A 21997-nucleotide genomic window follows, 5' to 3' on the forward strand; every position below is an offset into this window, starting at 1 on the left:
TACTCACCGTAGTTACTGGAATATCGGTCACTAAAATTATTCAGAGGGATTCTCCGTTGATATCTCAACTACTACGGAACTGGTATATAAGTGGATATTAACGATATATCAAAAAGAAGGGTGTTTGAATAAGCGATGTCAGCCAAAAGCGAAGTCACAATAAAATTTAGTGGTGAACTACCAACAGCCACACCAGCAGAGAATAAGAAAGTTGCAATCGAGTTGACAGATCAGAACGGCATAGTCTTTACCGCTCAAGTTAACGCCAAAAGTTGGCGCAAGGCAGAAACTAGCGCCTCAGAGTTTGCAGACTGGGCTGGGGCTGTATCGGGTAAGCTTGGCCAACGAACAGAAAACGGGTTTGAGGTGGTTGATGCCGGAATCCAGATTTTTGAAAAGAAGGCGAAGGAGTCAAAACCAGATGTAGCGGCGGCTGAAGTTGGCGCAAGTTCATAGATGTGTCTCAAGCATTCAATAGCACATTTCCACCGAGAGCAAATATCTCATTGCTCCTGGTGGAAGCACTTTCAGTTGGCGCTCCAACATTCTAAAAAGTGGAATCGTTAGAATGCAAAAAAATGAAATACACGACATTTATATATCTACAACAGGTTTGATATTTACGAGCAGTCTTTAGCCCCAGACAGCATCTGAATCGAGTTTCCACTCATGCTTGAGCAATTCCTGGTATGTCGTTTCTCGAATCATCATCTGCTTATACAGCATGAGCAAAAGCTCTTGAGCTTGTTCACGGGACATCTGCTGCACTTGGTCAGCAAAAGTTCTCAGGCTAAATTCTTGTTCTAAAGATAATGTCATAGGTTGATTAATTGCAGGCTCAATCGCCCAACTGGAGGAAAACTTTTTTGGTAAATGCTAAAAATCAGGAGAGGAAGTGTTAATACCTAGCTGCGGTTAGTAGTCGTACACTCATTGAGCTATTGGGCATTCTCCTCTTCAGTGGTGTCGCACCTAGATTGTGAATTTATATTAACAAGTATAACAAAATATTTACAAAGCTGAGGCGATGGTAGATCAAAGCTTAAAAACATCATGTACCCTGATACCTCAGAGATCCTTTTGGTCAAAGACCAAAAAGGTATTACACCACCAATTGATGAGACTACTTAAACTAAGCTATATGCAGAGGTTTCTGCATGAGTCAGGCGACTATGGCGAACTGAATACTGGATAAACTACGCTGGTCAAATCGTCTCTTATTTGCGGACACCGGATGGAACGCTCGTTGAGCTATGCACTCCCGTATCTGCATAAAAGTGTGGCTTAACCTTCACTTAACTGTTGGTCGGGTTTTAGCTCACACGTTCGTCCTCTTGGAACAATGATTGAGAATAGTTATGGGCTTTAGCCGCATTCTTACAAACATCTGCTCCGCTCAACTGACAGAAAGCCGAGATTTCTATGTGGCTTTGCTTGGCTTTGAGGTAAGTTATGACAGTGATTGGTATGTTCAACTTCGCAGTCCGTCTAATCAAGAACTAGAGTTTGGTATTATTCTTCGCAGTCATCATCTGGTTCCACAGGAGTATCAAACTGCTCCATCAGGTATGTATGTAACGTTTGTGGTTCCCGCAGTTGATCTAGTCTACGAAAAAGCAGTAGCTATGGGGCTTCGCATCGTTCAAGAACCTAGAAACGAGTTTTATGGGCAGCGTCGATTCTTAACTGTCGATCCAAATGGTTGTTTGATAGATATTTGTTCACCATTTACTGAAACAGAGAAATAACTATTCCACGTTCTAGCCCCAACGTGTAAGTAGGTGGATGCCTAAATGCGGGATGAATTAGAATAAATGGCAGCCGAAACCCTTTACTGGATACAGTTAGGGGTAGCGTCAGGAGTAGCATCGGGATAGAAAGTACGGATACCACCTTGTCTTCTGACAAATACGGCTTTAAAAGTTCTATTCTCATCTGTGACACCCAGAAGACATACTTGGTTAGTAGTGCTAGTGTTGGGGTTGTTCTTGTAACCTAAAGATGCGTTTGACAAAATTTCTTCAGCACTGAGGGTGTAAGGATAACCTTTGATAGTAGATTGAGCAGTCCCAGTACCTACCCTCATGACAACACCCATTGTGTAGACTGTGTTGGGAACAACTTCTTCCCTAAACGTATTATTATTCAGCCGCCCAGCTAAACCCTTATTTTGCAGTTCTACATAACGACCAACAAAATGCAGCCCACCAATAGAGCCTCCTTGAACTGGTTCTCCACAGAATATATGCTCGAAGCCTTCCACATTAAACCAGACATCGGTTAAATCGTTCAAGAAATCAGTATCAGAAGTACGACCTACTTTGAGATATCCTCCCACAGATGCCTTGACATTTGCTAAGACAGTAGGATTATTCTGCATCATAGACTGGAAGCCAGTGCGACTCACAACAGTACCCGGATCGCCGCAAAGATTGACTACTGCTGTATCAAAGCTGTTGAGAACTGGGGCAGGAGGTGTGACATCAGCAGGGCTACCAAAGGCTAAACCGGATACAGAGTTGTTGATATCGTCAAAGAAAGGTACAGAACCGGCTGGTAGAGAAGGAGGAGTGGAACCGGAAGAACCATAATCATTAATTACGATGTCATCAATATTGGTTCGGTTTGCAGTTCCATCAGTTTTACGAATTTCACAGCGAACACTACCAGAGATATTGGGTGTAAAAGTCGCTGTTTGCAAGGCTGTAGAAGTGGTATTGACAGTAGAGCCGATTTGTATCCATGAAGAGCCACTGTTAGGTGAACACCAAACACCCCAAGTAGTATTAGCGTCAGTACCAAACTTAGCGTATTTGATAGTAATAGAGCCTGCACCCGTAGTGCGATCAAATCGCATTGTCACTCTACCACTATTACGAATGCGGGCAGACTTTGCACCATTTTTTCTGTCAGTGCTGAGATCACCAATCAGAGCATCATTCAAATTCCATAAGCCCGTGCTGAGATTAACATCAGCATTCGCATAACTTGTTTTTGTACCGCTCTCAAATCCTTCAGAAATTGTGGCGCTATTTGCACTAGTTACACAAAAGGTAAGTAGTATAACTGCTCCTGTTGATATCTTTAAAGTCAAGGCTAACTTAGACATACTTAATAGGTTAGTTATTTGAGTTAATTAGTAGTTGATATTGAGCCTAAATAGGTAGATTGACTACCCTAAATTACTTCATTTAAAACGAAGAAATCAAGAGAAAATATATGATTCAAAATCCTATAATTTAAGCAAAGATTAAATTATTGAAGATTTAAACAACTGCATTACGATTGGCAATGCAGTTACTGAGTATGTCATTTATCTATTAAATTTCGATTAAATATAAGTTAAAAAAATGATTACTAATTTATTTTAAAGTTCAGCTATTAGTCCTCATCTTTAACCCATAGCATTCCAATCAGTGTAGCACTTACAAAAATTATACCTGTGTCAAATGTTGCGTCTGTCAGCGAATCCCAAGCACTAAGCGCCGAGTAGTTGTTGGCAAATACTGCGTTAGTAAAAAATTTACAGGGATTTGGAAAAAAGTTGAACATCTTAGTAGAAATTTTTTCAGCCTCTTCTATTGCCATAATTTTTGAAGAATAAGCCAAATCTTTTGTCAAGACAAATGCTAAAATTTTTTCTGCTGCGGCTTGATGAATTTCTTTCCAGTGAACGTCAAGCCCTACATACCCCATTTGACTAACAAATAAATCCAGAATTTCTGTCAAATCCTCAGCTTTTTTAAGGCTCAGATAAGAGCGGATTTGTTTAATTTCAAACAAAACATTTCCCAGACTACGTTTTGAGAGAATTTCTGCTCTAAATTCTTTAATTTCTGAAGAATCTACACTTTCTAATATTTTGATGCTCATTTTATTTAAATAAATAATTGCAGCTTTTTGCGAGCTTTATCTAAAATATTACTCCCAAGTTAATACATCTCGCAGCACATCAGGAATTTCTCCCATCTCTAGGGGAAATTCCAACAAGATTTCTTAACCTAAATACCCAGACTCAGGAAACGATAACAGCATTCGCATTAGCGCTAACCAAACTTCTGGTTCGTATTCCCAAGGTACTATTACGAGTAGAGTGTGGTTAGTACCAAAAGTAATAGCCAATACCGAGCATGAGAGGTGCGAGATAATGGCGACCAGAAGCATTGATATATGCAGGCTGTAATCATCAAACTAAGAAATTAAGTCAATACGTTTCTTACTTTCGACTTTTTGAAAGCATTTTTCTATCTGCTCAAGGGTGGCGATCGCTCTCACACTCAAAAACCCAGCTTTTATGACTGGGCTTTAATGGGGTTATATTCCCCTAGTTATTTATAGAACTTATTTATAATTCAGCACTCTGATATTTACTACACCCCAAGCTTTACTATTTCGGAAAATTGGTTGCCCTTTTATATCTTCTACAATCTGTAGTAGACAAACATATAATACAAGATGTATTATTAAAAGTATCTTAATTACAAATACTACAAAGTTCCATGATCAGCAAGTTATCTTCAAGCATTAATAACGCGGTGCATTGCCAACCCTATCGGGATTTAGGCAGAGCAATCGCGCTGTTTGCGTTTGAGGGAATGTATCTGTTCATTGGCGAGAAATCTATAAGTGTTGGCATTTTTGGAGCGTTAGCCTCTTGGCTGAATCGAGATCAACTTATCCTTAGCGGGAGGTGCAAATGTCTCATAGCACCAACATAGTGCAGAGAGTATCAACTAACTGACCCCCGCTTCTTTTCACCAGAGGCGGGGGTTATTTTTTAGGAGTGAATTAACTGATGGAAGCTCAACCACCTTTTCAGCAATCCCAAATACTACAAAATTCAGTCGTAGTATTCTCCAAAAACTACTTACCATTAGCACGCATCAATATCAAACGAGCAATCGTGCTGTTAGTCACGGGTCAGGCTGAATCGTTGAATTTTGGTACTACAAAACAGTGGGAAGTACGTTCTCCCAGTGTTGTACTACAAGTACCTGAACACATCCGCTTAACCGTTGGCAATCCCGAACGTCATTGGAAAGTACCGCCTGTAAACCGTCGTGAAGTTTTGAGACGAGACAATCACACCTGTCAATACTGCGGTAGCACCAAGCATTTAACGCTTGACCATGTAATCCCCCGCTCAAAGGGTGGACAGCATACCTGGGACAACGTTGTCACAGCGTGTGAAAAATGCAACTCAACCAAGAGCGATCGCTTGCCGCATGAAGCGGGAATGGTACTGAAAAACAGACCCAAAGCCCCAATTCACCCAGCAGTTGCATTTGCTGAACAATTTTGGAACGCACAACGCCTGAGTGAATCTGAGTAATTGACTTCAAACTCAATCATAGAGGGCAATACCGCAATTAAATCATACTGTCCTCTCACTTCTCAAAAAAAACTTTGTAGTATGCCCTTGACACCTTGTAATACATTATGTAGTATATATGTAGTGAAGCACTACAGCCTCTCAACAAGGCATAGAGCAAACACCTCAGAACCATGAAAACTGAATAATTGCCACCCAACGTGGGGGTGTAGCTTAGTCCGGTTAAAAGCAGTCGCCTGTCGAGCTTTCATACCGTGGGTTCAAATCCCATCATCCCCGTGTAGCCTTGTGGACAAATAAGATAAGTCGCTGTGCCTCTCAAGCACGGAGAAGCGGGTGCAACTCCCGTCGAGGCTTCCAAATGTGTCCAGGTCGCCTAACGGTAGGGTATTGGTCTGCTTGCACCGACTGTGCGAGTTCAATTCTCGCCCTGGACTCCAAGCATTGCAGCGTCACCTAACGGCAAGGTACTCGGCTCATAACCGAGAGTATACGGGTTCAACTCCCGTCGCTGCTACCAAATGCACAGATGGTGTAATGGCAGCACTAGGGTCTCCAAAACCTTTAGTCAGGGTTCAAATCCTTGTCTGTGCGTTGCCGTGTCCTGACCGAAAAAGCTTACATACTTGCCTAATGGTAAGGCAACTGTCTCTAAAACAGTATATGCAGGTTCAATTCCTGTGTGTGAATCAACAGCTTTTTCTACTTACACGGCATACATGGTGCAGAAGCGAAGTGGTCGAGCGGCACGTCTTTCAAGCGTGTAATTAGCGGGTTCGAGTCCCGTCTGCACTGCCTCATGGGGTGACGAATGGTGATCGACAGCAACGAAACCAACAAACGGACGCTTGCTGGATAGGGGTTCGATTCCCCTTCACTCCATCCCTTGTGGATGTATTTCTACAAGGTGAACGTTGATTTGGGTCGGTATCCAAGTCCGGTTGAAGGAAGCCGTCTGTAAAACGGATGCCTATGTGCTTCGTAGGTTCAAATCCTACCCGGCCCATTATGGAGAGATTGCTATTGGCAGGGCAAGCTGTTTGCTAAACAGTCGTGAGATTCAGCATCTCATTGTGGGTTCAACTCCCTCTCTCTCCGCCTTATGAGAACGTGGTGTAACTGGATTGCATCTCAGATTACGAACCTGAAGGTTGGGGGTTCAAGTCCCTCCGTTCTCGCCTTATCCCCTGGTAGCTCAGTTGGTAGTAGCGCCTGTCTGAAGAACAGGAGGTCGTCAGTTCGACACTGACCTGGGGGACTGGCACATTGCCCCATAGCTCAATGGCAGAGCAAGCGGCTGTTAACCGCGAGGTTGTAAGTTCGACTCTTACTGGGGCAGCCATTAATTGCAGGATGGACGATTGGCAAGTCGCCTTGACTCTGAATCAAGGAGAGGTTGGTTCGACCCCAACTCCTGCATCCAAATATCAATGGGAAGTAGGCAAACAGGCAAAGCCGTCGCACTTTGAACGCGAAGTTTGAAGGTTCGATTCCTTCCTTCCCAGCTTATACTCCTGTGGCCCAATTGGAAGAGGCGGCTGTCTCAAAAACAGTCTGTGTGTGGGTTCAAATCCCACCGGGAGTACCAATATCGGGATGTAATTCAGTGGTCTAGAAGCCTTGTTTTGGGGACAAGGAGCCGTAGGTTCAAATCCTACCATCCCGACCATTTGCCCTTGTGACGAAACTGGCAAACGTGCTGGTCTTAGAAACCAGATTTTGTGGGTTCGACTCCCACCAAGGGTACTGATACTCCCGTGGCGAAATTGGTAAACGCTTCCGTTTGAGGGACGGAATTGTTACAGGTTCAATTCCTGTCGGGAGTACCAAACTGGGTCGTTGGCAGAGCGGATAAATAACGCCCTTGTGTATGGGGTATTGGCATAGCGGCAAGTGCATCGGACTTTTAATCCGACTTAGACAGGTTCGACTCCTGTATACCCCACCAAATTTTACCCCTGTGATGCAATTGGCAGACATGACCTGCTTAAAACGGGTTTTCTACAGGTTCAAATCCTGTCAGGGGTACTCGCGGAGATAGAGCTATGGTGCGCTCTGGGGTCTCATAAGCCTTCACGTACCGGGTTCAAATCCCGGCTCCGCTACCAAATGCTGGTGTGACTCAACGGCAGAGCAATCGCCTTGTAAGCGAGCGGTTGCGGGTTCAACTCCTGTCACCAGCTTGAATAATGCGATGCCTACGGCGGGCGAAGCCATCGTGGTGTAACGGCAGCATCAGAGTCTTCCAAACTCACGGTACGAGTTCGAGTCTCGTCGATCGCTCTTTTAGCCCTGTAACTCAATTGGTAGAGTGCCTCTCTTACAAAGAGGATGTAGCGGGTTCAAATCCTGTCAGGGCTACCAATTTATGGGAGTGTCGCCTAATGGATGGGCATCGATCTTCTAAATCGATTTGTAGGGGTTCAAGTCCCTTCACTCCTGCTGTCTGGGGTCATAGCTCAACTGGCTAGAGCGTCCGCCTTGCAAGCGGGAGGTTAGGGGTTCAAATCCCCTTGATTCCACTTTTGGTGTCTGAAGCCAAAGCGGTCGCGGCGCTGGTTTGTGGAACCAGTCATAACGGGTTCAAGTCCCGTCTGACACCCCTTAAGGAAGATGCCGCTAAATGGTCGGCAACCGGTCTTGAAAACCGGGGTGGGGTAACACCCAGGGGTTCGATTCCTCCATCTTCCGCCTTCCACCTGAAGCCGAAAAGTGAGGCGCTGTGCTGATAACACAGTCATAGGAGGGGCAGTACCTCCCTGGTGGATTTGTTTAGTAGACAATCGCCTTCTGCAAACCGAAATATTAGAATAGGCGATCGCCAACTCATCTTTCAAAGTTTGTCACGGCTTTTCTGCCTTGACATCAATACTTCTATCAAAGCTGCACGATCAGAGTTAAACGACTCTAACAGTTGTACTAAAGCTTCTTCTACAATTACTTCCTTATAAGGAGCATGAGCTTTTCCTAGCTCTAACTGGAGTGTAAGGTGCAGTTTGTCTAGCTGATGCAGTACATCTTCACTGATTTGAAACGTAGATTTACGCAATGAAACTTTTTCTATATTAACTTGCTGACTGGTTGACTTGTCAGATTGTTGACTGGTTGGTGATATGTCTTGTTGACTTGCTGACTTGTCAGCTTCCTGGGTAGTTAAGGCTACATCTTGCTGACTGGTTGACTTGTCAGATTGTTGATTGGTTGGTGATATGTCTTGCTGACTTGCTGACTTGTTAGCTTCCTTACTGTTTAACTTGTCAGATTGTTGACTAGTTGGTAACTTCTCTTGTTGACTTGTTGACTTGTCAGCTTCCCTGCTGGTTGACACTTTATCTTGCTGACTTGCTGACTTGCTAATTTGCTCAAACCCAGCTAACACTTTATCGGTCGAGGACAACGGATCATTATCGTCATTTAATCTGGCGCGTCGTTTTGTCATCTGTCTTTTCACCTTAATTAGATTGCAGCAATTAAATTAGCGATAATCTGGTAAGGCTGCACCAGCTTGGGGTCTTTAGCATAGATGTGAATTGGCTCACCAGCTAAATTTGACTCAGAAAACTTGATTGACTTTGGAACAGGTTCAAATATCCGAATGTTTTGTAGTCTCTTATTTAAGGAGGCTAAGACATCTTGAGTCATGACGGTATTTTCAGCCATTGTTGGCAAGATTCCCAGTATTTGTAATTGGGGATTAAGACGTTTCTGAACACTTGCAACTGTTTCCAACAGTGCAGCCAACCCTTTTAAAGCGAAAAATTGACACTGTACTGGGATAAGAACTGCATCCGCAGCAGCTAAGGCATTAACCGTTAATAGTCCCAAAGAAGGTGGACAGTCAATTAAGATGTGATGGAATTGCTTGAGTACGGGAGTCAGTCGCTCTTTAAGGATGGAGAAGTTACCTACCTTCATAAGCATTTCTGTTTCTCCCTTAGCTAAGTTGATGTCAGCAGGCAATAAGCTAAGTCCAAATTTAGTAGAAACTACTCCATCGATGACTTCTGCTTTCTCTGTAATAACGTCGTAGCAGCTAATTTGGTCATCAGCCACTTCCACCCCCAGCCCTGTAGTCAGATTACCTTGAGGGTCAAGGTCAACAGCCAGGACAGTATCTTTAAGAGCCAGCAGTCCTCCTAGAGAGATAGTAGAAGTAGTTTTTGCTACCCCTCCTTTCTGATTTGCCAATGCGATAATCATTGAATTTTAACCAAGCATTTTGCTTACGAGATTACTGGCAAGTCATGAATATGGCAAGTTAGGTTGATAACCAGCCGACTTGTCAACTTGTTGGGTTGCCAACCAGCTAACTTGTTATAAAGTATAAAGTTATATTCGTGAGTCGCTAGGAAATCTGGTGTAGCTGCTAATAGGTGTAATCTAAACCGTTATCCTTGTAAGTCTATTTACTTAATAAATGTCTTGTAATCCTCAATTTTAGTAGCCAAGCGGGATGCTAGAAATGAGCTTGCGTCCTTCAAAGCTTTATAAATTTCAATACTTTCTTCTCGATATCGAATAATTTTGTCTTGATTCCAATAATATGGAGGTGTTTGTAGGTTGCTGATTCTATCTGCCAATTTCACCATCCATATTTCTTGTGGTTGCTCCTTTATCCTTTGCAAACTATCTGCCATTTGGAGATGTTTTTCTAGAGAATTATTTTTAGTTAGAGCCAGTACACCATTAGCTACTGATTCACCAAATTCTGTTTTTATTTGCTCAAAACTGATATCAGTATCTTCGATGGTGTCATGTAAAATACTACATTGAATTGCTAAGTCTCCGTCATACTGTTTTTCTGCATTTAAGGCAGCAATTACTTCCACGCTCACAAAACTCAAGTGCATGATATAAGGTATGTTTGTCCCTGGAAATTTCTGCCCCAGATGGGCGTGTGCTGCAAATCTATAGGCTTTGATGTAACTTTCTTGTGACCAGTTCTGTAAACTTTGATATATTTCCATTTAAGCTTAAAATAACAATAAATTTATAAACTATTAATTTGGAACAATATATATTGCTAATTAATAGTAAGATGACAATTTTTAATTCAGTATAGTAGATAATGCGAAATTTAAAATTTATTGTTGAATAATTTTATGGAAACAGAGCAAAATTATTTCATCATCTTCAATACTACAGAGGGAGCATATTTACCTCTCAACCCTGATGACAACGGTTTATTAACTTATTCGACCCAAAAGCAAGCCCGTGATGCTTTTGAGTTGAACTACAAAGAACATCATGAACAGCAATCAGCAACTTGGTCTACCAGTGCTGCAATACATTGGTTAAACCTACAACCATTTGTGGTAGCTTTAAGTGCCAGTCTAACTCCAATGGAAGTGTTAACCACACTCTCAAATTCCGATACTCCAGACCTAAAGGTGTATTCTCTGTCTAGTATTGCTGTGCGTTCTATTAGGGCAGCTAGGGTTGACTTAGAAACTTGCCGCCATTATGAGGTGTCACAAGTAGAGTTGATTAACCCTAAGTGGTGGCAAGAACAACCTGTTTAATTCACCATAGTTATCAATATTTAATGACACCTGAAAGTTTTATAGAGCTTGTTAACGTTGCAAGTCAAATAGCGACTAAAAGAAATAAAGCGATCGCCGTGTTCAACATTGATAACACTTACTATATGGTCGATGCTTGTAAATGGGAACAAGGTTGTCCGTATGGGCTATATGTTATGACAGTAGAACCAGGACAAAAACCTAGTAAGGTGCTTGACCTTGCTGAAATTTTTCATAATCTATCTTAAGAGTCAATATCTCAAACACTACTGGAGACAAAACCTCTAACTCTATTGGTTCGCCAGTGTAGATGACATCTGGAAAGTCTTGAGGGTAAAAGATTCCATGAGGAATATTTTCTCCTTGAAGCCACATTTTGGCTCGATAATCGATACGTTCACCTGATGCTAGGTCTATCCAAAAATGCGGCTCAATTTCTTGATTTTGCCGAGTCAAAACCCCAATCATGGGTTGATGCTCAATGCCATGATTAGTTAACACAGTGTAGCAGATGCGAGTCATACCATCGCATTCTGTTTGAGAAGAATCATAGCAGTCAAGGAGTTGCTGAATTTTTTCTCTTAATATCACCTCATACTCCTTAATCATTTTCTTTGGACAAGGAACTACTTCTGAAAACCAAAGTTTAAAATGTAATAGCCATATCGTCAAAAACGAGCTAAGTTACGAGATTCAGCAAAAACATCAATGAGATCAACAACAGCAGCTGATAGTACACCAGGAAAACAAGCAGTATCACCGAAGATAGTAGCAAATCTGACAGCCACATCTTCTTGGAGTGCTAGAGACAGTGAACTAGATGTGCTGTAGTTTCTGTAAGCTAACTCTAAAGAGGGTTGAGCTTGTTGCAATTTTGCCTGAGAAGGTAAGCGATCGCGCTTGGTGTGTGAATTGAAATTAGGGTCAGCAGGTACTAAGTTCCAAAGTTCATTGATGGGGTAGAGAGATACGGGTAAAAGGTGGTCTAAATCGTACCTGATGCCATAAGAAATGTGCTTTTTTGTCCAAGGGCAAACAAACTCTGTACCTTCCATTAACAGTAAATCTACATTGTTACGTTCCCAAGTTAAAGGTCTGCGATTGTCAGGTCTATCTGTTAACAACTCATAAATGCAACCTCGATGCACTTTTGAGTGATTTTTCTGTTGTAATTTCTCTGTGAACAAACACCATTCATGAATGCAAAGTGCTTCAATCCACAATGACATATCCCCAAAAGTTTGCCACAGATCAGCTTTAATTATTAAGCATTTATCATCTGCTTTAGTACCAGGAACTGCTACAACTTGATAGCTTTGTTCTGCATACCTTAAGGGTTTATCAAATACACTCCAGTGACCAAGCCCTGCATATTTAACTGGCTGCTCAATTGCTTTACTAATGGCTGTGAGAGCAACTTGATAGGCTTGACGTAACGGTTTTGAGTAGCCTTGATATTTTCGCGGTACTCTCAGCTCGTTGATGAGGTAAAAGCCATCGCTAGGGCTGAAGATTCCACTAACACCTGATTCCCATTCACAGCGTAATTTCTCTAGTTGAGGGCGAAACAAGATATCATTTCGCAATTGACCATTAACTATTGCTCGTTGTCCTTGCAAAATAGGGTCACTTGGTTTGACAAAAGGCCAGTAATAAGCAATCCAAAACTGAGCCAGTACCCGTAAAGGCACAGCTACATCCGCGTTCGTTTTCCGCAAATCAGGGAAGCTGAGGACGACATCATTAATGGCACGTAACAAGGCGATTTTGTAGCTTGTTACTTTAGTATCGTGTTTGAGAATTGTGCTAATAATGATGCTGCCTGATGACATAATCTATTCTGTTTTCAAGGTACTTAATTGCTGTGCCAAATATTCAACTTGATTTTTGACAAATTCTAAATTTTTATATGTAGCATCCCTATAATTAAAAATATTCACAATAATTGGAGAAATATCTTCGCTATGGGTACAGTCAAACCCTATCCACCAATAATTATCAGTTATTGGTAATAGTTGATGACAAACTGCTTTGGGGTCATTACTTTGGTGAGATGCTTCAGAAAACGTAATTTTTCCATGAACTTGAATGCACCTTAATTCGTTGTTTGTGCCATCCTTACCATAATAAGGATGAGTTGGAGGAATACCCACATAGCCACACAAAAAACCTGGGTCTTGCCTGACTATTAAACAAGGGAATCCCAGATAAACCCATTCAATTCGGTCTGGTTCTTGCTGCCATTCACCGTCTGCCCATGCAGATTTATCAATCCAATTCAGAGTTTTCATCTATAATATTCCCATTCTGATCACGTTTCACTTCTACCACCTTTACATCAAAACTTTCCCACTCCTCCACAGTAAACCCAGCCTCAGTTTCATCTGGATACCGCCGCGCCATTTCTTGCCATGCAGCTTCTTCGTTGATTGCCCAAATATAATGACCTTGGCGTTCTCTAAGGTCATCTCGACCTATGCAGTCGTGTAAGTATAATGCGTTACGTGTACATCGATATTCGCGCATGGCTGCAAATGAATAAAGATTTAGCTTACTACGTTAAGAAATTTTCTCCTAAATCCGCATCAAACAAAATAGGTTTAAACGTTAGCCCTGGCGCACCAAATAAGCCCATTTTGCTGCTGTCTGTCATCGAAATGATAGCAACGAGGCAGATCACCAAAAACCAAATCCCCTTCAATGCTGAACTTATCGCCACGTTTCTTAAACTATGGAGCCACCTGGAGCCACTACGTAAGCCAGATATAGGTTTACCTTTCTATCACCTGACCAGCGATCGCTTTTGGCATTACCAAATGAAACTGGGATTTGAGGGATGGATGAAAGCCAAAATAAAAATTAGGACTCCTAGCACCATCAGAGAAACAGTAGAGTACGCCTACCTTGATGATGAACTCTGGTTACTGCTCCAAAATCACCAAGACAGAACTGTACTAACTCATGTTTTGATTGACTCCTGGTTTAATGAGCTTACACAGGAGGATATAGAGCCGTTATTGCAAGTCAACGCCTTTGCTGAACTACAAGACCAGTTGCAACGCACTGGTGGTAAAGTTTATCAGCCAGAAGAACTAGAAGATGAGCAAGCTGTAATTGTGCGAGATGGTGCATTCCGTAAAATTGTAGTTTCAACTTATAACTACCGTTGTGCATTCTGCGGATTGCAGATACTTGACTCACTCGGACAGAACATTGTAGATGGGTCACACATCAAACCATTCTCGCAGTTCTACGATGACCGCATCGATAATGGGCTGGCACTGTGCAAAAATCATCATTGGGCATTTGACCGTTTTTGGTTCAGCATTGATGATGATTACACTATCATCGTCTCTAACAGCCTACGGGAAGAATCACCCAACGCTAAACCAATGAGGGAGTTTAGCGGCGATCGCATCATCTTACCTGCCCAAGAGCAGTATTATCCAAGGCTAGATGCAATAAGCTGGCATCGTGAAGAATTTTTGAGACGAGCGGCGTAACGCATAAGCTCATTCTTGTGGATACAGATTAGAGGATTATATTGTAATGAATGTAATTTAACTGAGATGTATAAAAGTAAAACATGACTAAAAAACCCAAAGGTTGGTATAAAGACATTGTTATTCGTCCCGTTATTCATGTAGACGGTTACGAAAGCTATGAGAAAATGTGCAGTATTATTGCTGATATTTATTACTCTGCGGAAGAACAAAAGCTACTGCGCGGATTAATAACTAATCCCGCAGAATCGATGTACATCACCGCGTATACCTTATTTAAAGTCGGTCAAGCTAAATGTCCGGCATATTGGGTAAACAAAGATTTACTCGAAGCCTTACTGCAATCGGTTTTAACCGTTGAAATTGATAGCTTAAATTGGGCAATGAAAACAGGAATGTTTATGCTGCCCAAAGGTGTAATTCTTTCTCCTGAAAATAAGAGCGTTGATGCTGTTTTTTGGAATTACGATAGTGAAGCTGGTATCCTTTATTGGACAGCAACTGATGGATCTAGTTTCTTTTGCCGCAGATTTAAACTTGATGCACAAAAACTTACTTATACTGATTCTCAAGATATTGACCCCAAAGTAGTCGCAGGATTTAACGAGTATTTGCACTCAATTTTACTCCGATTAATTTTAATAATGGAATGCCGCCCCGAATTTGTAGATACAACAAGCGAGGTAATTAGAGTTAATAAAGGTTTTGGTAAAGAACAAGCCCAAGATTTTTATCAACCACTTTGGCTAGGACAAGGATATAGATTCAAAAGTGAAGGGACGCAAAGTAGTGAAGGCAGTAGCGGTACACATGGTACTAAAAGCGTCCACTGGCGTAGAGGCTTTTTACGTAATCAACCTTATGGAGAAGGCAGGCAGCAAAGAAAATTAGTCTGGATTGAGCCAGTTCTTGTAATGGGTGGAAAGGAATCATCATGATGACTAACGATGAAATTAACGCCAAATATGAATCTGGCTTAAACAGATTAGTTCAAGAATTAGATAGGGTAAAGCTACCAATATTATTTGAAAATATTAGGTCTAATCCTAACTACATAATGATTGATGGAGATAGTCAATCTGCTCTAGATTGGAATGATATTAAAAAATCTCAGCTAATTGAATCTTTTATTCTTAATTTACCTGTCATGCCAATTATTCTCTACGAGATGTCATATCATACATACAAAGTGATTGATGGTAAACAAAGATTAAAAGCAATTCTAGATTTTTACAGTAATCAATTAGCTTTAAGTGGATTAGAAATTAAGACAGAATTAAACAGATGTACTTATGCTAATCTCCCAGTTCATGCACAAAAAGACTTGGATAGGCGTTCTTTGTCTTTAATATCTATTATCCCTTCAGAGGATGCGAAACCTGATGAAATAGCAAAATTAATAGAGATTATTGCTAATCGCCTTAATTAAAGCCCAGCGTTTGCATTCAACTATCAGTCCATCAAAAGTGCTTAGAAGGCTTACGCTAGCATTATGAAAATGTGTTTGTAGTTGCTATTTAACTAAGCGCACAGATTGTAAATACATAGTAAACTATGTAAACTATTAGAGTAAGCGATCGCACATTTTAGCTATCCCCAAAATCATCATGAAGTTGCAACGCATTGAGGCAGGTGAATATCTGACTCCTGATGGCAGATTTTACGTCTGCAATACTTACTATTCCAATGGGATACCTGGAAGAAGTAACACAAATAAAGGTTGGTTGATTGAAGATAGAAGCGGGGCAACTCCATTTCTAGTTAGTAGCAATCAGAAAAGCAAGCTGCGGCGAGTGGATACACTTGCACAGGCTAGAGAAATCGTTGCAGGGATTATTCAACGTGATGCTGACGCACAAAAGCTATATACAGACGGATGGTGTAAGGAGAAGAACTCAGAACAGCCGGGAGTCTGTTGGCGATCGCCGTACTCTGGTAGGTTGTTAACGCAAACTGAGGCAATGCTGGAATTGAGTTTAATGTTGTGACAAATAGAAGAAGATGAACATATTAGAAGTAAAAACTATATTCAATTAAAATGACTAATGCACAATCCAAAATAGACGAACTTTTTAAGATTCTTGAACCACTGAATAAAACGCAAGGAGAGCATTCGGTGAGTGTAACTTTCTATCTTGGTATGAAACGTGGAGTCATTAACTTTATGTTGGACTGGAAAAATTTCATTGGTGAACAAGAATTTGAGAATCTTGACGAAGCGATAAAATTTGCATATTCCCTGCAACAAAAAGTAAGCATTATTAATTAATCAGGTTAGCAATTTTATAAAATGTACTACGGATACTGTTGCTATACCAAAGATGATGAGCCTTTGGGTTGGCTATACACATTTGACTCTAATCTTGAATATGCTTGGACTAATAAAGATTTACATTTGTGCAAGCGATGGAAAACAGAAAAAGGAGCTAAAAAACACTTCGATTATTACAACAATAATTGGCAGTTTAAGAGTAAAGGAGGCTATCTCAAAATTGAGGTAATGTCAGAGTTTTCTGAAGCCAAATCGTCTGCTAAGTCTAACCAACAGCTTTGGAATGAAGCTAACCGAGATAGAGTTTATGAGTCACAAGAAAAGTACAATCAAAAACGTCCTATAATCTCATTTCGTCCCAAAGCCGAACTGTTGGAATGGCTGGAAGAGGAACGCAGGCAAGGTGAAGATGGTGAACCTGAGACAGATGCAGCCCTTTTGAATCGGAAACTAGAAAAACTAAAGAGTTTAGAACAACAAGAATTTTAGCGATTCGTTCAAGGATAATTAAAATGTCAAATAAAATATTAAAGTTTGAACTAATTGAAGGGATACCAGAAGACAATGGGATTTATTTTTTATTATTAGAAGATGGTTCTATAAAACAAGGATATCTCGGCTCTTTCTCTTTTCCTTACCATCAAGAAGATATTGTTAGAATTGCTGATTGTGAATCTGAGAAATTTCATTATGAAAAATGTGTTGGTTGGTTAAAATCTATAGAATGATGTTTTGAGTCAAACAATAAGTATAAAATAAAAATTTGTGATAGAAATAGCACAAAAAATTAAATGTTATGGGATATTAGATAACGACTACATGAATGGTCATACTTTAGTGCGTGAAGGTTTCCCATCTCATGCACTACACTCTAAGTTTCATGAAAAATAATCTAGAAAGCTGATTAATAAATTAAAACTATAACCAGAATTATTTGGCTTCCGGCGATCGCTTCGCTTCATCAAGGCATGGGTGGCGTTGCTAGGGTGGTTTATAAACTGACTTGCCTCAAAGACATCTGCACCACATCTCCCACTTTTAGCTATCAATTTTGCTATCAAAGCCGGAAATTACAGACTTAGCATGATTAATTAACACCTGCCTACTTCCGCAAGAAGGATTTAGCTGTTCGCCGAGTGTAAACATTTATGCCCCCACCCACTGAGGTATGATGTACGTTATTGGAAAGGCGCATTATCAATAACGACCCAGTGAGCAATTATGCTTAACGAGCCAATTTTTGGAGAGCTAGTTAAAGTCGAGTTGGAGGCGTGTTTAGATGCACCGATCGCGAGGTATTTTGACGCGCAGCTTGATAAAGACCCGGATGTGTTGGCGCAACTGCTGGCAGATAAGCGCAACCCCAATACTCGGCGTGCTTACGAGAAAGATTTGCGGGATTTCTTTATGAAGATGACTTTATTGCCGCCGACTGGGGATAGTGTGCTGGAGTTTTTGCACTTGCAGCGAGAGCAAGCGGTGATGGTGGTGCTGAAGTATAAGGCGAAATTGATAGCGTCGGGGGTGAGGGAGGCAACCATTAATCGGCGGTTGGCGGCGATTAAGTCTTTGGCAAAGATGGGGCGGAAGTTGGGGGTGTGCAATTATTCCCTGGAGGATGTCGAGGGGGAGAAGGTCAAGGCTTATCGGGATACGCGGGGGGTTGATAGCAAGACGATAGCACTGGTGTTACAGCAGTTTGATAGGGAGACTTTGATTGGTAAGCGCAACTATGCAATTTTTTTGGTGCTGTGGGGTTTGGCTTTGCGTCGCCAGGAAATATGTCAGTTAAATGTGGGTGACTTTGATTTTTATGGGCGCAAGTTGAGGGTTTTGGGTAAGGGTAAGGGAACGAATGAAGAATATTTGGATATGTCCAAAGATGTGGCGGCGGCGATTGCTGATTGGTTAATTGCTAGGGGGGATTTGAATGTTAATTTACCAATTTTTACAGCGTTAGATTTCCATAATGAAGGGCATCGATTGACTACGGATGCTATCTATAAAATAGTGTCGGCGGCTTTTAAGTTCGTGGGGGTGAAGAAACCGATGTCACCGCACAGGGTGAGGCATTCGGCGATTACGGCGGCATTGGATGCGACGGATGGGAATATTAGAAAGGTGCAGAAGTTAAGCCGTCATGCTGACCCCAGGACGTTGATGATTTATGACGATAATCGCAATAAAGACCTGTGGGAGATGTCGGAATTGTTAACGGGTATGTTGAAGGATTCTGAGTGAGATTGATAAATTGACTAGCAAATATTCTAATTAAAGTGAGGTAATTATATGAGTAAAATTATTCAAAATCACTACCAGAATTTAGCAATCCAATATGATAATTTATGGTTTTATTCAGAAAATTACGTGAGGTTCTTTACTGAAGAAATTATTAAACATTTACGCTTAAATATAGCAGATATTTTGGTAGATTTAGGATGTGGGACAGGAATATATGCTCAAGAAATTAACAATCAAATTCAGTTGCAGAAGCCGATTATATGTGTAGATTTCTCGGACAAGATGCTTGAGCAAATTCCTAATAATAGTAAGTATGAATGTATAGTAATGGATGCAATAGAATTTGCTGCTTTGCCTAGAACCTACAATAAGATTCTGATTAAAGAATTAATCCATCATATTGATAAAAAAGACCTTCTATTATCTAGCTTATTTAAGAAAATGGCATCTGGGGGGATTTTGCTACTAATACTTTTGCCGCCAACGATTAATTACCCCTTATTTAGCAAAGCTTTGCGTAAATATGAAGAAATTCAACCTCACTATAATAATCTTACTCAGATACTTGAAAAGATTGGTTTTAATGTAGCGGTGGATTTTGTTGAATATCCTTTGGCAATACCTAAGTCTAAATACTTCCAGATGGTACGAAACCGCTATATGTCTTTACTTTCAAGTTTTGATGATAACGAACTTGCTCTTGGTCTAGCTGAAATGGAACAGCAATATGCCCAACAATCTGTTCTTAAATTCACCGACTGCTTTGTTTTTATAACAGCAAGTAAGAGCTTATGCTAAATCAGGCAATTTGATTGGGTGTTTATAAAATACCTGCTCTGTTAGAACAAACTTAACGGTCAATTTAGGTGATGCTATTGGAGAAATAGTAAAGCCACTCACCCATGAAGAAACTGCTTAAAAGGATATTGGCACTGCTAAGACAAATTTTTCAGCAGTTTTCATCTACTGAGCAACCAAGTTCTCCGCCTTCTTATCACCCGCCAGCAATTCCTATTCCTCCTATTCCTACTTTTGTTCCCCAGTGGCACAACGGGTTGGTACTAGTTTGTTCACAATGTACAGTCGAGCAATTTGACGGCAGTTCTCATCGCATTAATAAAAGTACAACAGCCTCCTCCGAGTTACAAAACTGGTTGAAATCTCGTTTAAAATTTGATGGGCTGTGGGGAAAATATCGGGTTGTTAGCACCAGTTGTTTAGGAGTTTGTCCACAGGGGGGCGTTGTTGTGGTTCTACGTCATGATGCAGTTGGGCAACAATGCTTTATTGTCCGTCCTCAAGGCGAACGCGAAATTCTCTACTCCTATATCAAACAGATGCACAAGTATTAATCTTTAGCTGATTTTTGGTTATCTTCTTATATTCTTAGTTTCGAGCAATAACTAAATTATTGCTCGAAACAAAGTAGATGCTTCTTATTTCAGTGATGTTCATGCTTGAGACTGTAATCCTTCCTCTATTTAGTGGTTTGTGAGAAGGAATGGGAATTTTTCTGCTTAGTAGGACTTGATTTTCTAGAGTGAAATTGTTAATTTCAGGAAAAATCTAAACAGGGTCTACCAAAGTATGAATTTTTCCAAGTTTTATAAATTGGGCTTTTCATTATTGACTATTACACTGATGGGGTGGAATACACCAAAAGCTGAAGCGTCTGTTCTTGTTAGTAGCATACGTAATAATTCTGTTCTTCGTTACAACGATAAAACAGGAGAGTTTATTGATACTTTTGTTCCTGCTGGTAGTAATGGATTAGATGGCCCATCAGGAATAATTATTGGCCCTGATAACAATCTCTATGTCATTAGTATTCGTACTGATAGTGTGCTACGTTACGATGGCAAAACTGGGAAGTTTATTGATACTTTTGTGAATAACAAAGATGAAATTGATTTTGCTGAAGACCTACTTTTTGGTAGTGATGGAAGCTTTTATCTGACTTCTCTAAATTTAAGAGAACCAAGTAAAAATAGTGTTCGTCGCTATGATGGAACGACTGGAGCTTTTATTGGTAATTTTGTAGCTCCTGGTAGTGGTGGATTATACGGCCCATTAGGTATTAACTTTGGTAATGATGGAAATTTATATGTAACTAGTGTTTTTTCTAATCAAATTTTGCGCTACAACGGACAGACTGGAGATTTTATTGATGTTTTTGCTCAAAGCGACAATCCTAACTTGACTTTTGCTGACTTCAGTTTTGGGACAGATGGCAATCTTTATGTCGCTAATCCTAGAAATAATAGTATCTCTCGCTATGATGGCAAAACAGGAGAATTTATTGATTTCTTTGTTCCTAGTGGAAGCGGAGGTTTAGATTCACCTGTAGAAGCCGTTTTTGGCCCAGATGGCAATTTATACGTTAACAGTTTTAACACTGATAGTATTTTGCGTTACGATGGTAAAACAGGAGTTTTTATTGATACTTTTATTCCTGCTGGTCTTGGAGGCTTAGACGGCCCTACTTCGATAGTATTTACAAAAGATATTCCCGAACCAAGTGTTGTTTGTGCCGTTGCGGTTTTTGCTTTCACTAATATTTGCAGTGTCTTATTATACAATCGTAAAAAGTCAATTTTCCCCACTAATCATAACTGAACGCATTCTCTACAGCTTTTACCAATGTTATACCGAGAATGTATAAAGAGTTCAGTTTAGGTACTTAGATGAGGCGATGAAAAACGCGCCATCAACTTTTGGGTGCGATTTATTTGGCTGCTTCTGTTGTCTGGTTGAATTGATGACACGCCCTAGCTCCTTCAATTACTAAGTTTTACTGAACTAAAAGTTTTGGGATTAATAGGTCGTGATTGCTTCAACCAGCAGTAGTAGGTAAATCCTAAACTTAATAAAACTAATGCAGTGTTTGTTTTAGGCTCTGGGACACTGACAGGAGTGATAGTCAATGAGCCGGAAAAATCATTGTTAGGAGTGGCAATTTGGTCATCAGACAAAGTTAACTTAAATTGACCCGTAAATGTACTGCTTGCTGGAATCAAAACTTCTTTGAGTTGAGTAGTTAAAGGTAAGTCAGTGTTAATAAAGTTAGAGTCTTTCATGGTTTCGACTCTCCTGAGATCCACTTTCTATAGAAGAAACAAATATATTG

General features: G+C 40.6%; 26 protein-coding genes and 25 tRNA genes. 40 read left to right on the top strand and 11 right to left on the bottom strand.

Annotated elements, in window-relative coordinates; all coding sequences use genetic code 11:
• Window positions 1-135 precede the first annotated feature (135 nt).
• Window positions 136-456 (top strand): hypothetical protein, encoded by a 321-nt coding sequence (locus H6G14_RS23745; RefSeq protein ID WP_190570236.1) that lies wholly within the window; start codon window positions 136-138, stop codon window positions 454-456.
• Between the two features lie 177 nt (window positions 457-633).
• Here H6G14_RS23745 and H6G14_RS23750 read toward each other — a convergent pair whose 3' ends face one another.
• Window positions 634-831, bottom strand: a complete 198-nt coding sequence (locus tag H6G14_RS23750) for an NblA/ycf18 family protein (protein ID WP_044520365.1) — start codon at window positions 829-831, stop codon at window positions 634-636.
• Window positions 832-1358: 527 nt separating this feature from the next.
• Between H6G14_RS23750 and H6G14_RS23755 the strand changes: the two genes are divergently transcribed.
• A complete protein-coding gene (locus H6G14_RS23755; RefSeq protein WP_190570238.1) occupies window positions 1359-1748 on the top strand; it encodes a VOC family protein in 390 nt (129 codons plus the stop codon).
• An 83-nt stretch (window positions 1749-1831) separates the two neighbouring features.
• Here the strand turns inward: H6G14_RS23755 and H6G14_RS23760 are convergent, their stop codons facing one another.
• Both H6G14_RS23760 and H6G14_RS23765 read right to left on the bottom strand, forming a co-directional pair.
• Complete coding sequence (locus H6G14_RS23760) at window positions 1832-3109, bottom strand: EndoU domain-containing protein (RefSeq protein ID WP_190570240.1); 1278 nt, start codon at window positions 3107-3109, stop codon at window positions 1832-1834.
• A gap of 272 nt (window positions 3110-3381) precedes the next feature.
• Window positions 3382-3873 carry a hypothetical protein gene (locus H6G14_RS23765; RefSeq protein WP_190570242.1) on the bottom strand — a complete coding sequence of 164 codons (492 nt, stop codon included), beginning with the start codon at window positions 3871-3873 and terminating at the stop codon, window positions 3382-3384.
• A 922-nt stretch (window positions 3874-4795) separates the two neighbouring features.
• On the opposite strand from H6G14_RS23765, the gene H6G14_RS23770 reads away from it, so the two are divergent.
• The 26 genes from H6G14_RS23770 (at window position 4796) to H6G14_RS23895 (ending at window position 7935) form a co-directional block, all read left to right on the top strand.
• Window positions 4796-5332 (top strand): HNH endonuclease, encoded by a 537-nt coding sequence (locus H6G14_RS23770; RefSeq protein WP_010999558.1) that lies wholly within the window; start codon window positions 4796-4798, stop codon window positions 5330-5332.
• Between the two features lie 282 nt (window positions 5333-5614).
• A tRNA-Glu gene (locus H6G14_RS23775) sits at window positions 5615-5692 on the top strand.
• Window positions 5693-5697: 5 nt separating this feature from the next.
• A tRNA-Ser gene (locus H6G14_RS23780) sits at window positions 5698-5772 on the top strand.
• Window positions 5773-5777: 5 nt separating this feature from the next.
• A tRNA-Ile gene (locus tag H6G14_RS23785) sits at window positions 5778-5852 on the top strand.
• A 3-nt stretch (window positions 5853-5855) separates the two neighbouring features.
• Window positions 5856-5926 (top strand) — tRNA-Trp (locus H6G14_RS23790).
• 127 nt (window positions 5927-6053) lie between these two features.
• Window positions 6054-6127 (top strand) — tRNA-Glu (locus tag H6G14_RS23795).
• 126 nt (window positions 6128-6253) lie between these two features.
• Window positions 6254-6338: transfer RNA gene (locus H6G14_RS23800), tRNA-Tyr, on the top strand.
• 4 nt (window positions 6339-6342) lie between these two features.
• Window positions 6343-6430 (top strand) — tRNA-Ser (locus tag H6G14_RS23805).
• Between the two features lie 6 nt (window positions 6431-6436).
• A tRNA-Arg gene (locus H6G14_RS23810) sits at window positions 6437-6510 on the top strand.
• 6 nt (window positions 6511-6516) lie between these two features.
• Window positions 6517-6590, top strand: a tRNA-Phe gene (locus H6G14_RS23815).
• 9 nt (window positions 6591-6599) lie between these two features.
• Window positions 6600-6674 (top strand) — tRNA-Asn (locus H6G14_RS23820).
• A 5-nt stretch (window positions 6675-6679) separates the two neighbouring features.
• Window positions 6680-6755: transfer RNA gene (locus tag H6G14_RS23825), tRNA-Gln, on the top strand.
• 8 nt (window positions 6756-6763) lie between these two features.
• Window positions 6764-6837, top strand: a tRNA-Gln gene (locus tag H6G14_RS23830).
• Window positions 6838-6842: 5 nt separating this feature from the next.
• Window positions 6843-6920 (top strand) — tRNA-Leu (locus tag H6G14_RS23835).
• Between the two features lie 4 nt (window positions 6921-6924).
• Window positions 6925-7001, top strand: a tRNA-Pro gene (locus tag H6G14_RS23840).
• A 3-nt stretch (window positions 7002-7004) separates the two neighbouring features.
• Window positions 7005-7078, top strand: a tRNA-Leu gene (locus H6G14_RS23845).
• A gap of 5 nt (window positions 7079-7083) precedes the next feature.
• A tRNA-Leu gene (locus H6G14_RS23850) sits at window positions 7084-7161 on the top strand.
• Between the two features lie 43 nt (window positions 7162-7204).
• Window positions 7205-7280: transfer RNA gene (locus tag H6G14_RS23855), tRNA-Lys, on the top strand.
• Window positions 7281-7286: 6 nt separating this feature from the next.
• A tRNA-Leu gene (locus H6G14_RS23860) sits at window positions 7287-7360 on the top strand.
• A gap of 2 nt (window positions 7361-7362) precedes the next feature.
• Window positions 7363-7440: transfer RNA gene (locus H6G14_RS23865), tRNA-Met, on the top strand.
• A 3-nt stretch (window positions 7441-7443) separates the two neighbouring features.
• A tRNA-Thr gene (locus H6G14_RS23870) sits at window positions 7444-7515 on the top strand.
• A gap of 29 nt (window positions 7516-7544) precedes the next feature.
• Window positions 7545-7615: transfer RNA gene (locus tag H6G14_RS23875), tRNA-Gly, on the top strand.
• Window positions 7616-7620: 5 nt separating this feature from the next.
• Window positions 7621-7696, top strand: a tRNA-Val gene (locus H6G14_RS23880).
• A gap of 6 nt (window positions 7697-7702) precedes the next feature.
• A tRNA-Arg gene (locus H6G14_RS23885) sits at window positions 7703-7774 on the top strand.
• A gap of 6 nt (window positions 7775-7780) precedes the next feature.
• Window positions 7781-7854, top strand: a tRNA-Ala gene (locus tag H6G14_RS23890).
• 5 nt (window positions 7855-7859) lie between these two features.
• Window positions 7860-7935, top strand: a tRNA-His gene (locus tag H6G14_RS23895).
• 230 nt (window positions 7936-8165) lie between these two features.
• Here the strand turns inward: H6G14_RS23895 and H6G14_RS23900 are convergent.
• The 3 genes from H6G14_RS23900 to H6G14_RS23910 form a co-directional block, all read right to left on the bottom strand.
• Window positions 8166-8771 carry a hypothetical protein gene (locus tag H6G14_RS23900; RefSeq protein ID WP_199326272.1) on the bottom strand — a complete coding sequence of 202 codons (606 nt, stop codon included), beginning with the start codon at window positions 8769-8771 and terminating at the stop codon, window positions 8166-8168.
• A 17-nt stretch (window positions 8772-8788) separates the two neighbouring features.
• Window positions 8789-9532, bottom strand: coding sequence for a ParA family protein (locus H6G14_RS23905; protein ID WP_190570245.1), 744 nt, complete (start codon window positions 9530-9532; stop codon window positions 8789-8791).
• A 206-nt stretch (window positions 9533-9738) separates the two neighbouring features.
• Window positions 9739-10299: an HD domain-containing protein gene (locus H6G14_RS23910; RefSeq protein ID WP_190570247.1), complete on the bottom strand. Its 561-nt coding sequence runs from the start codon at window positions 10297-10299 to the stop codon at window positions 9739-9741.
• Between the two features lie 135 nt (window positions 10300-10434).
• Here H6G14_RS23910 and H6G14_RS23915 point away from each other — a divergent pair, with 135 nt between their 5' ends.
• A complete protein-coding gene (locus tag H6G14_RS23915; RefSeq protein WP_010999552.1) occupies window positions 10435-10854 on the top strand; it encodes a hypothetical protein in 420 nt (139 codons plus the stop codon).
• Window positions 10855-11055: 201 nt separating this feature from the next.
• On the opposite strand, the gene H6G14_RS23920 is transcribed toward H6G14_RS23915, so the two are convergent.
• The 4 genes from H6G14_RS23920 to H6G14_RS23935 are packed head-to-tail and all read right to left on the bottom strand — an operon-like array spanning window position 11056 to window position 13380.
• Window positions 11056-11463, bottom strand: a complete 408-nt coding sequence (locus tag H6G14_RS23920) for a hypothetical protein (protein ID WP_190570249.1) — start codon at window positions 11461-11463, stop codon at window positions 11056-11058.
• Window positions 11464-11522: 59 nt separating this feature from the next.
• Window positions 11523-12686, bottom strand: coding sequence for an HNH endonuclease domain-containing protein (locus H6G14_RS23925; protein WP_010999550.1), 1164 nt, complete (start codon window positions 12684-12686; stop codon window positions 11523-11525).
• 3 nt (window positions 12687-12689) lie between these two features.
• The gene (locus H6G14_RS23930; protein WP_010999549.1) at window positions 12690-13145 is read right to left on the bottom strand and encodes a hypothetical protein; all 456 of its coding nucleotides are present in this window, start codon (window positions 13143-13145) and stop codon (window positions 12690-12692) included.
• On the bottom strand, window positions 13123-13380 hold the full coding sequence (locus H6G14_RS23935; protein WP_044520387.1) for a hypothetical protein: 258 nt from the start codon (window positions 13378-13380) through the stop codon (window positions 13123-13125). The genes H6G14_RS23930 and H6G14_RS23935 overlap by 23 nt, the downstream gene beginning before the upstream one ends.
• 8 nt (window positions 13381-13388) lie before the next feature.
• Here H6G14_RS23935 and H6G14_RS23940 point away from each other — a divergent pair, with 8 nt between their 5' ends.
• The 11 genes from H6G14_RS23940 to H6G14_RS23995 all read left to right on the top strand — a co-directional run bounded on the left by H6G14_RS23940 (window position 13389) and on the right by H6G14_RS23995 (window position 21486).
• Window positions 13389-14357, top strand: coding sequence for an HNH endonuclease (locus H6G14_RS23940; protein WP_242053522.1), 969 nt, complete (start codon window positions 13389-13391; stop codon window positions 14355-14357).
• A gap of 83 nt (window positions 14358-14440) precedes the next feature.
• Window positions 14441-15295, top strand: coding sequence for an AcrVA2 family anti-CRISPR protein (locus H6G14_RS23945; RefSeq protein ID WP_190570253.1), 855 nt, complete (start codon window positions 14441-14443; stop codon window positions 15293-15295).
• The gene (locus H6G14_RS23950) at window positions 15292-15786 is read left to right on the top strand and encodes a DUF262 domain-containing protein (protein ID WP_190570255.1); all 495 of its coding nucleotides are present in this window, start codon (window positions 15292-15294) and stop codon (window positions 15784-15786) included. The genes H6G14_RS23945 and H6G14_RS23950 overlap by 4 nt, the downstream gene beginning before the upstream one ends.
• A gap of 178 nt (window positions 15787-15964) precedes the next feature.
• Window positions 15965-16345, top strand: a complete 381-nt coding sequence (locus tag H6G14_RS23955) for a hypothetical protein (RefSeq protein ID WP_190570257.1) — start codon at window positions 15965-15967, stop codon at window positions 16343-16345.
• A 50-nt stretch (window positions 16346-16395) separates the two neighbouring features.
• Window positions 16396-16626: a hypothetical protein gene (locus tag H6G14_RS23960; RefSeq protein WP_190570259.1), complete on the top strand. Its 231-nt coding sequence runs from the start codon at window positions 16396-16398 to the stop codon at window positions 16624-16626.
• A gap of 21 nt (window positions 16627-16647) precedes the next feature.
• The gene (locus H6G14_RS23965) at window positions 16648-17118 is read left to right on the top strand and encodes a hypothetical protein (RefSeq protein ID WP_190570261.1); all 471 of its coding nucleotides are present in this window, start codon (window positions 16648-16650) and stop codon (window positions 17116-17118) included.
• Window positions 17119-17141: 23 nt separating this feature from the next.
• The gene (locus tag H6G14_RS23970; protein ID WP_190570263.1) at window positions 17142-17357 is read left to right on the top strand and encodes a hypothetical protein; all 216 of its coding nucleotides are present in this window, start codon (window positions 17142-17144) and stop codon (window positions 17355-17357) included.
• 493 nt (window positions 17358-17850) lie between these two features.
• Window positions 17851-18870: a tyrosine-type recombinase/integrase gene (locus H6G14_RS23980; protein WP_190570267.1), complete on the top strand. Its 1020-nt coding sequence runs from the start codon at window positions 17851-17853 to the stop codon at window positions 18868-18870.
• 48 nt (window positions 18871-18918) lie between these two features.
• Entirely contained in the window at window positions 18919-19668 is a 750-nt protein-coding gene (locus H6G14_RS23985) for a class I SAM-dependent methyltransferase (protein ID WP_190570269.1), read from the top strand.
• A gap of 104 nt (window positions 19669-19772) precedes the next feature.
• On the top strand, window positions 19773-20222 hold the full coding sequence (locus tag H6G14_RS23990) for a (2Fe-2S) ferredoxin domain-containing protein (RefSeq protein WP_190570271.1): 450 nt from the start codon (window positions 19773-19775) through the stop codon (window positions 20220-20222).
• Between the two features lie 235 nt (window positions 20223-20457).
• Window positions 20458-21486 carry a Vgb family protein gene (locus H6G14_RS23995; RefSeq protein WP_190570273.1) on the top strand — a complete coding sequence of 343 codons (1029 nt, stop codon included), beginning with the start codon at window positions 20458-20460 and terminating at the stop codon, window positions 21484-21486.
• 161 nt (window positions 21487-21647) lie between these two features.
• Here the strand turns inward: H6G14_RS23995 and H6G14_RS24000 are convergent, their stop codons facing one another.
• On the bottom strand, window positions 21648-21947 hold the full coding sequence (locus H6G14_RS24000; RefSeq protein WP_190570274.1) for a hypothetical protein: 300 nt from the start codon (window positions 21945-21947) through the stop codon (window positions 21648-21650).
• Window positions 21948-21997: the final 50 nt, after the last annotated feature.

The organism is Nostoc parmelioides FACHB-3921 (genome assembly GCF_014696625.1).
Taxonomy (GTDB): Bacteria; Cyanobacteriota; Cyanobacteriia; order Cyanobacteriales; family Nostocaceae; genus Trichormus; species Trichormus parmelioides.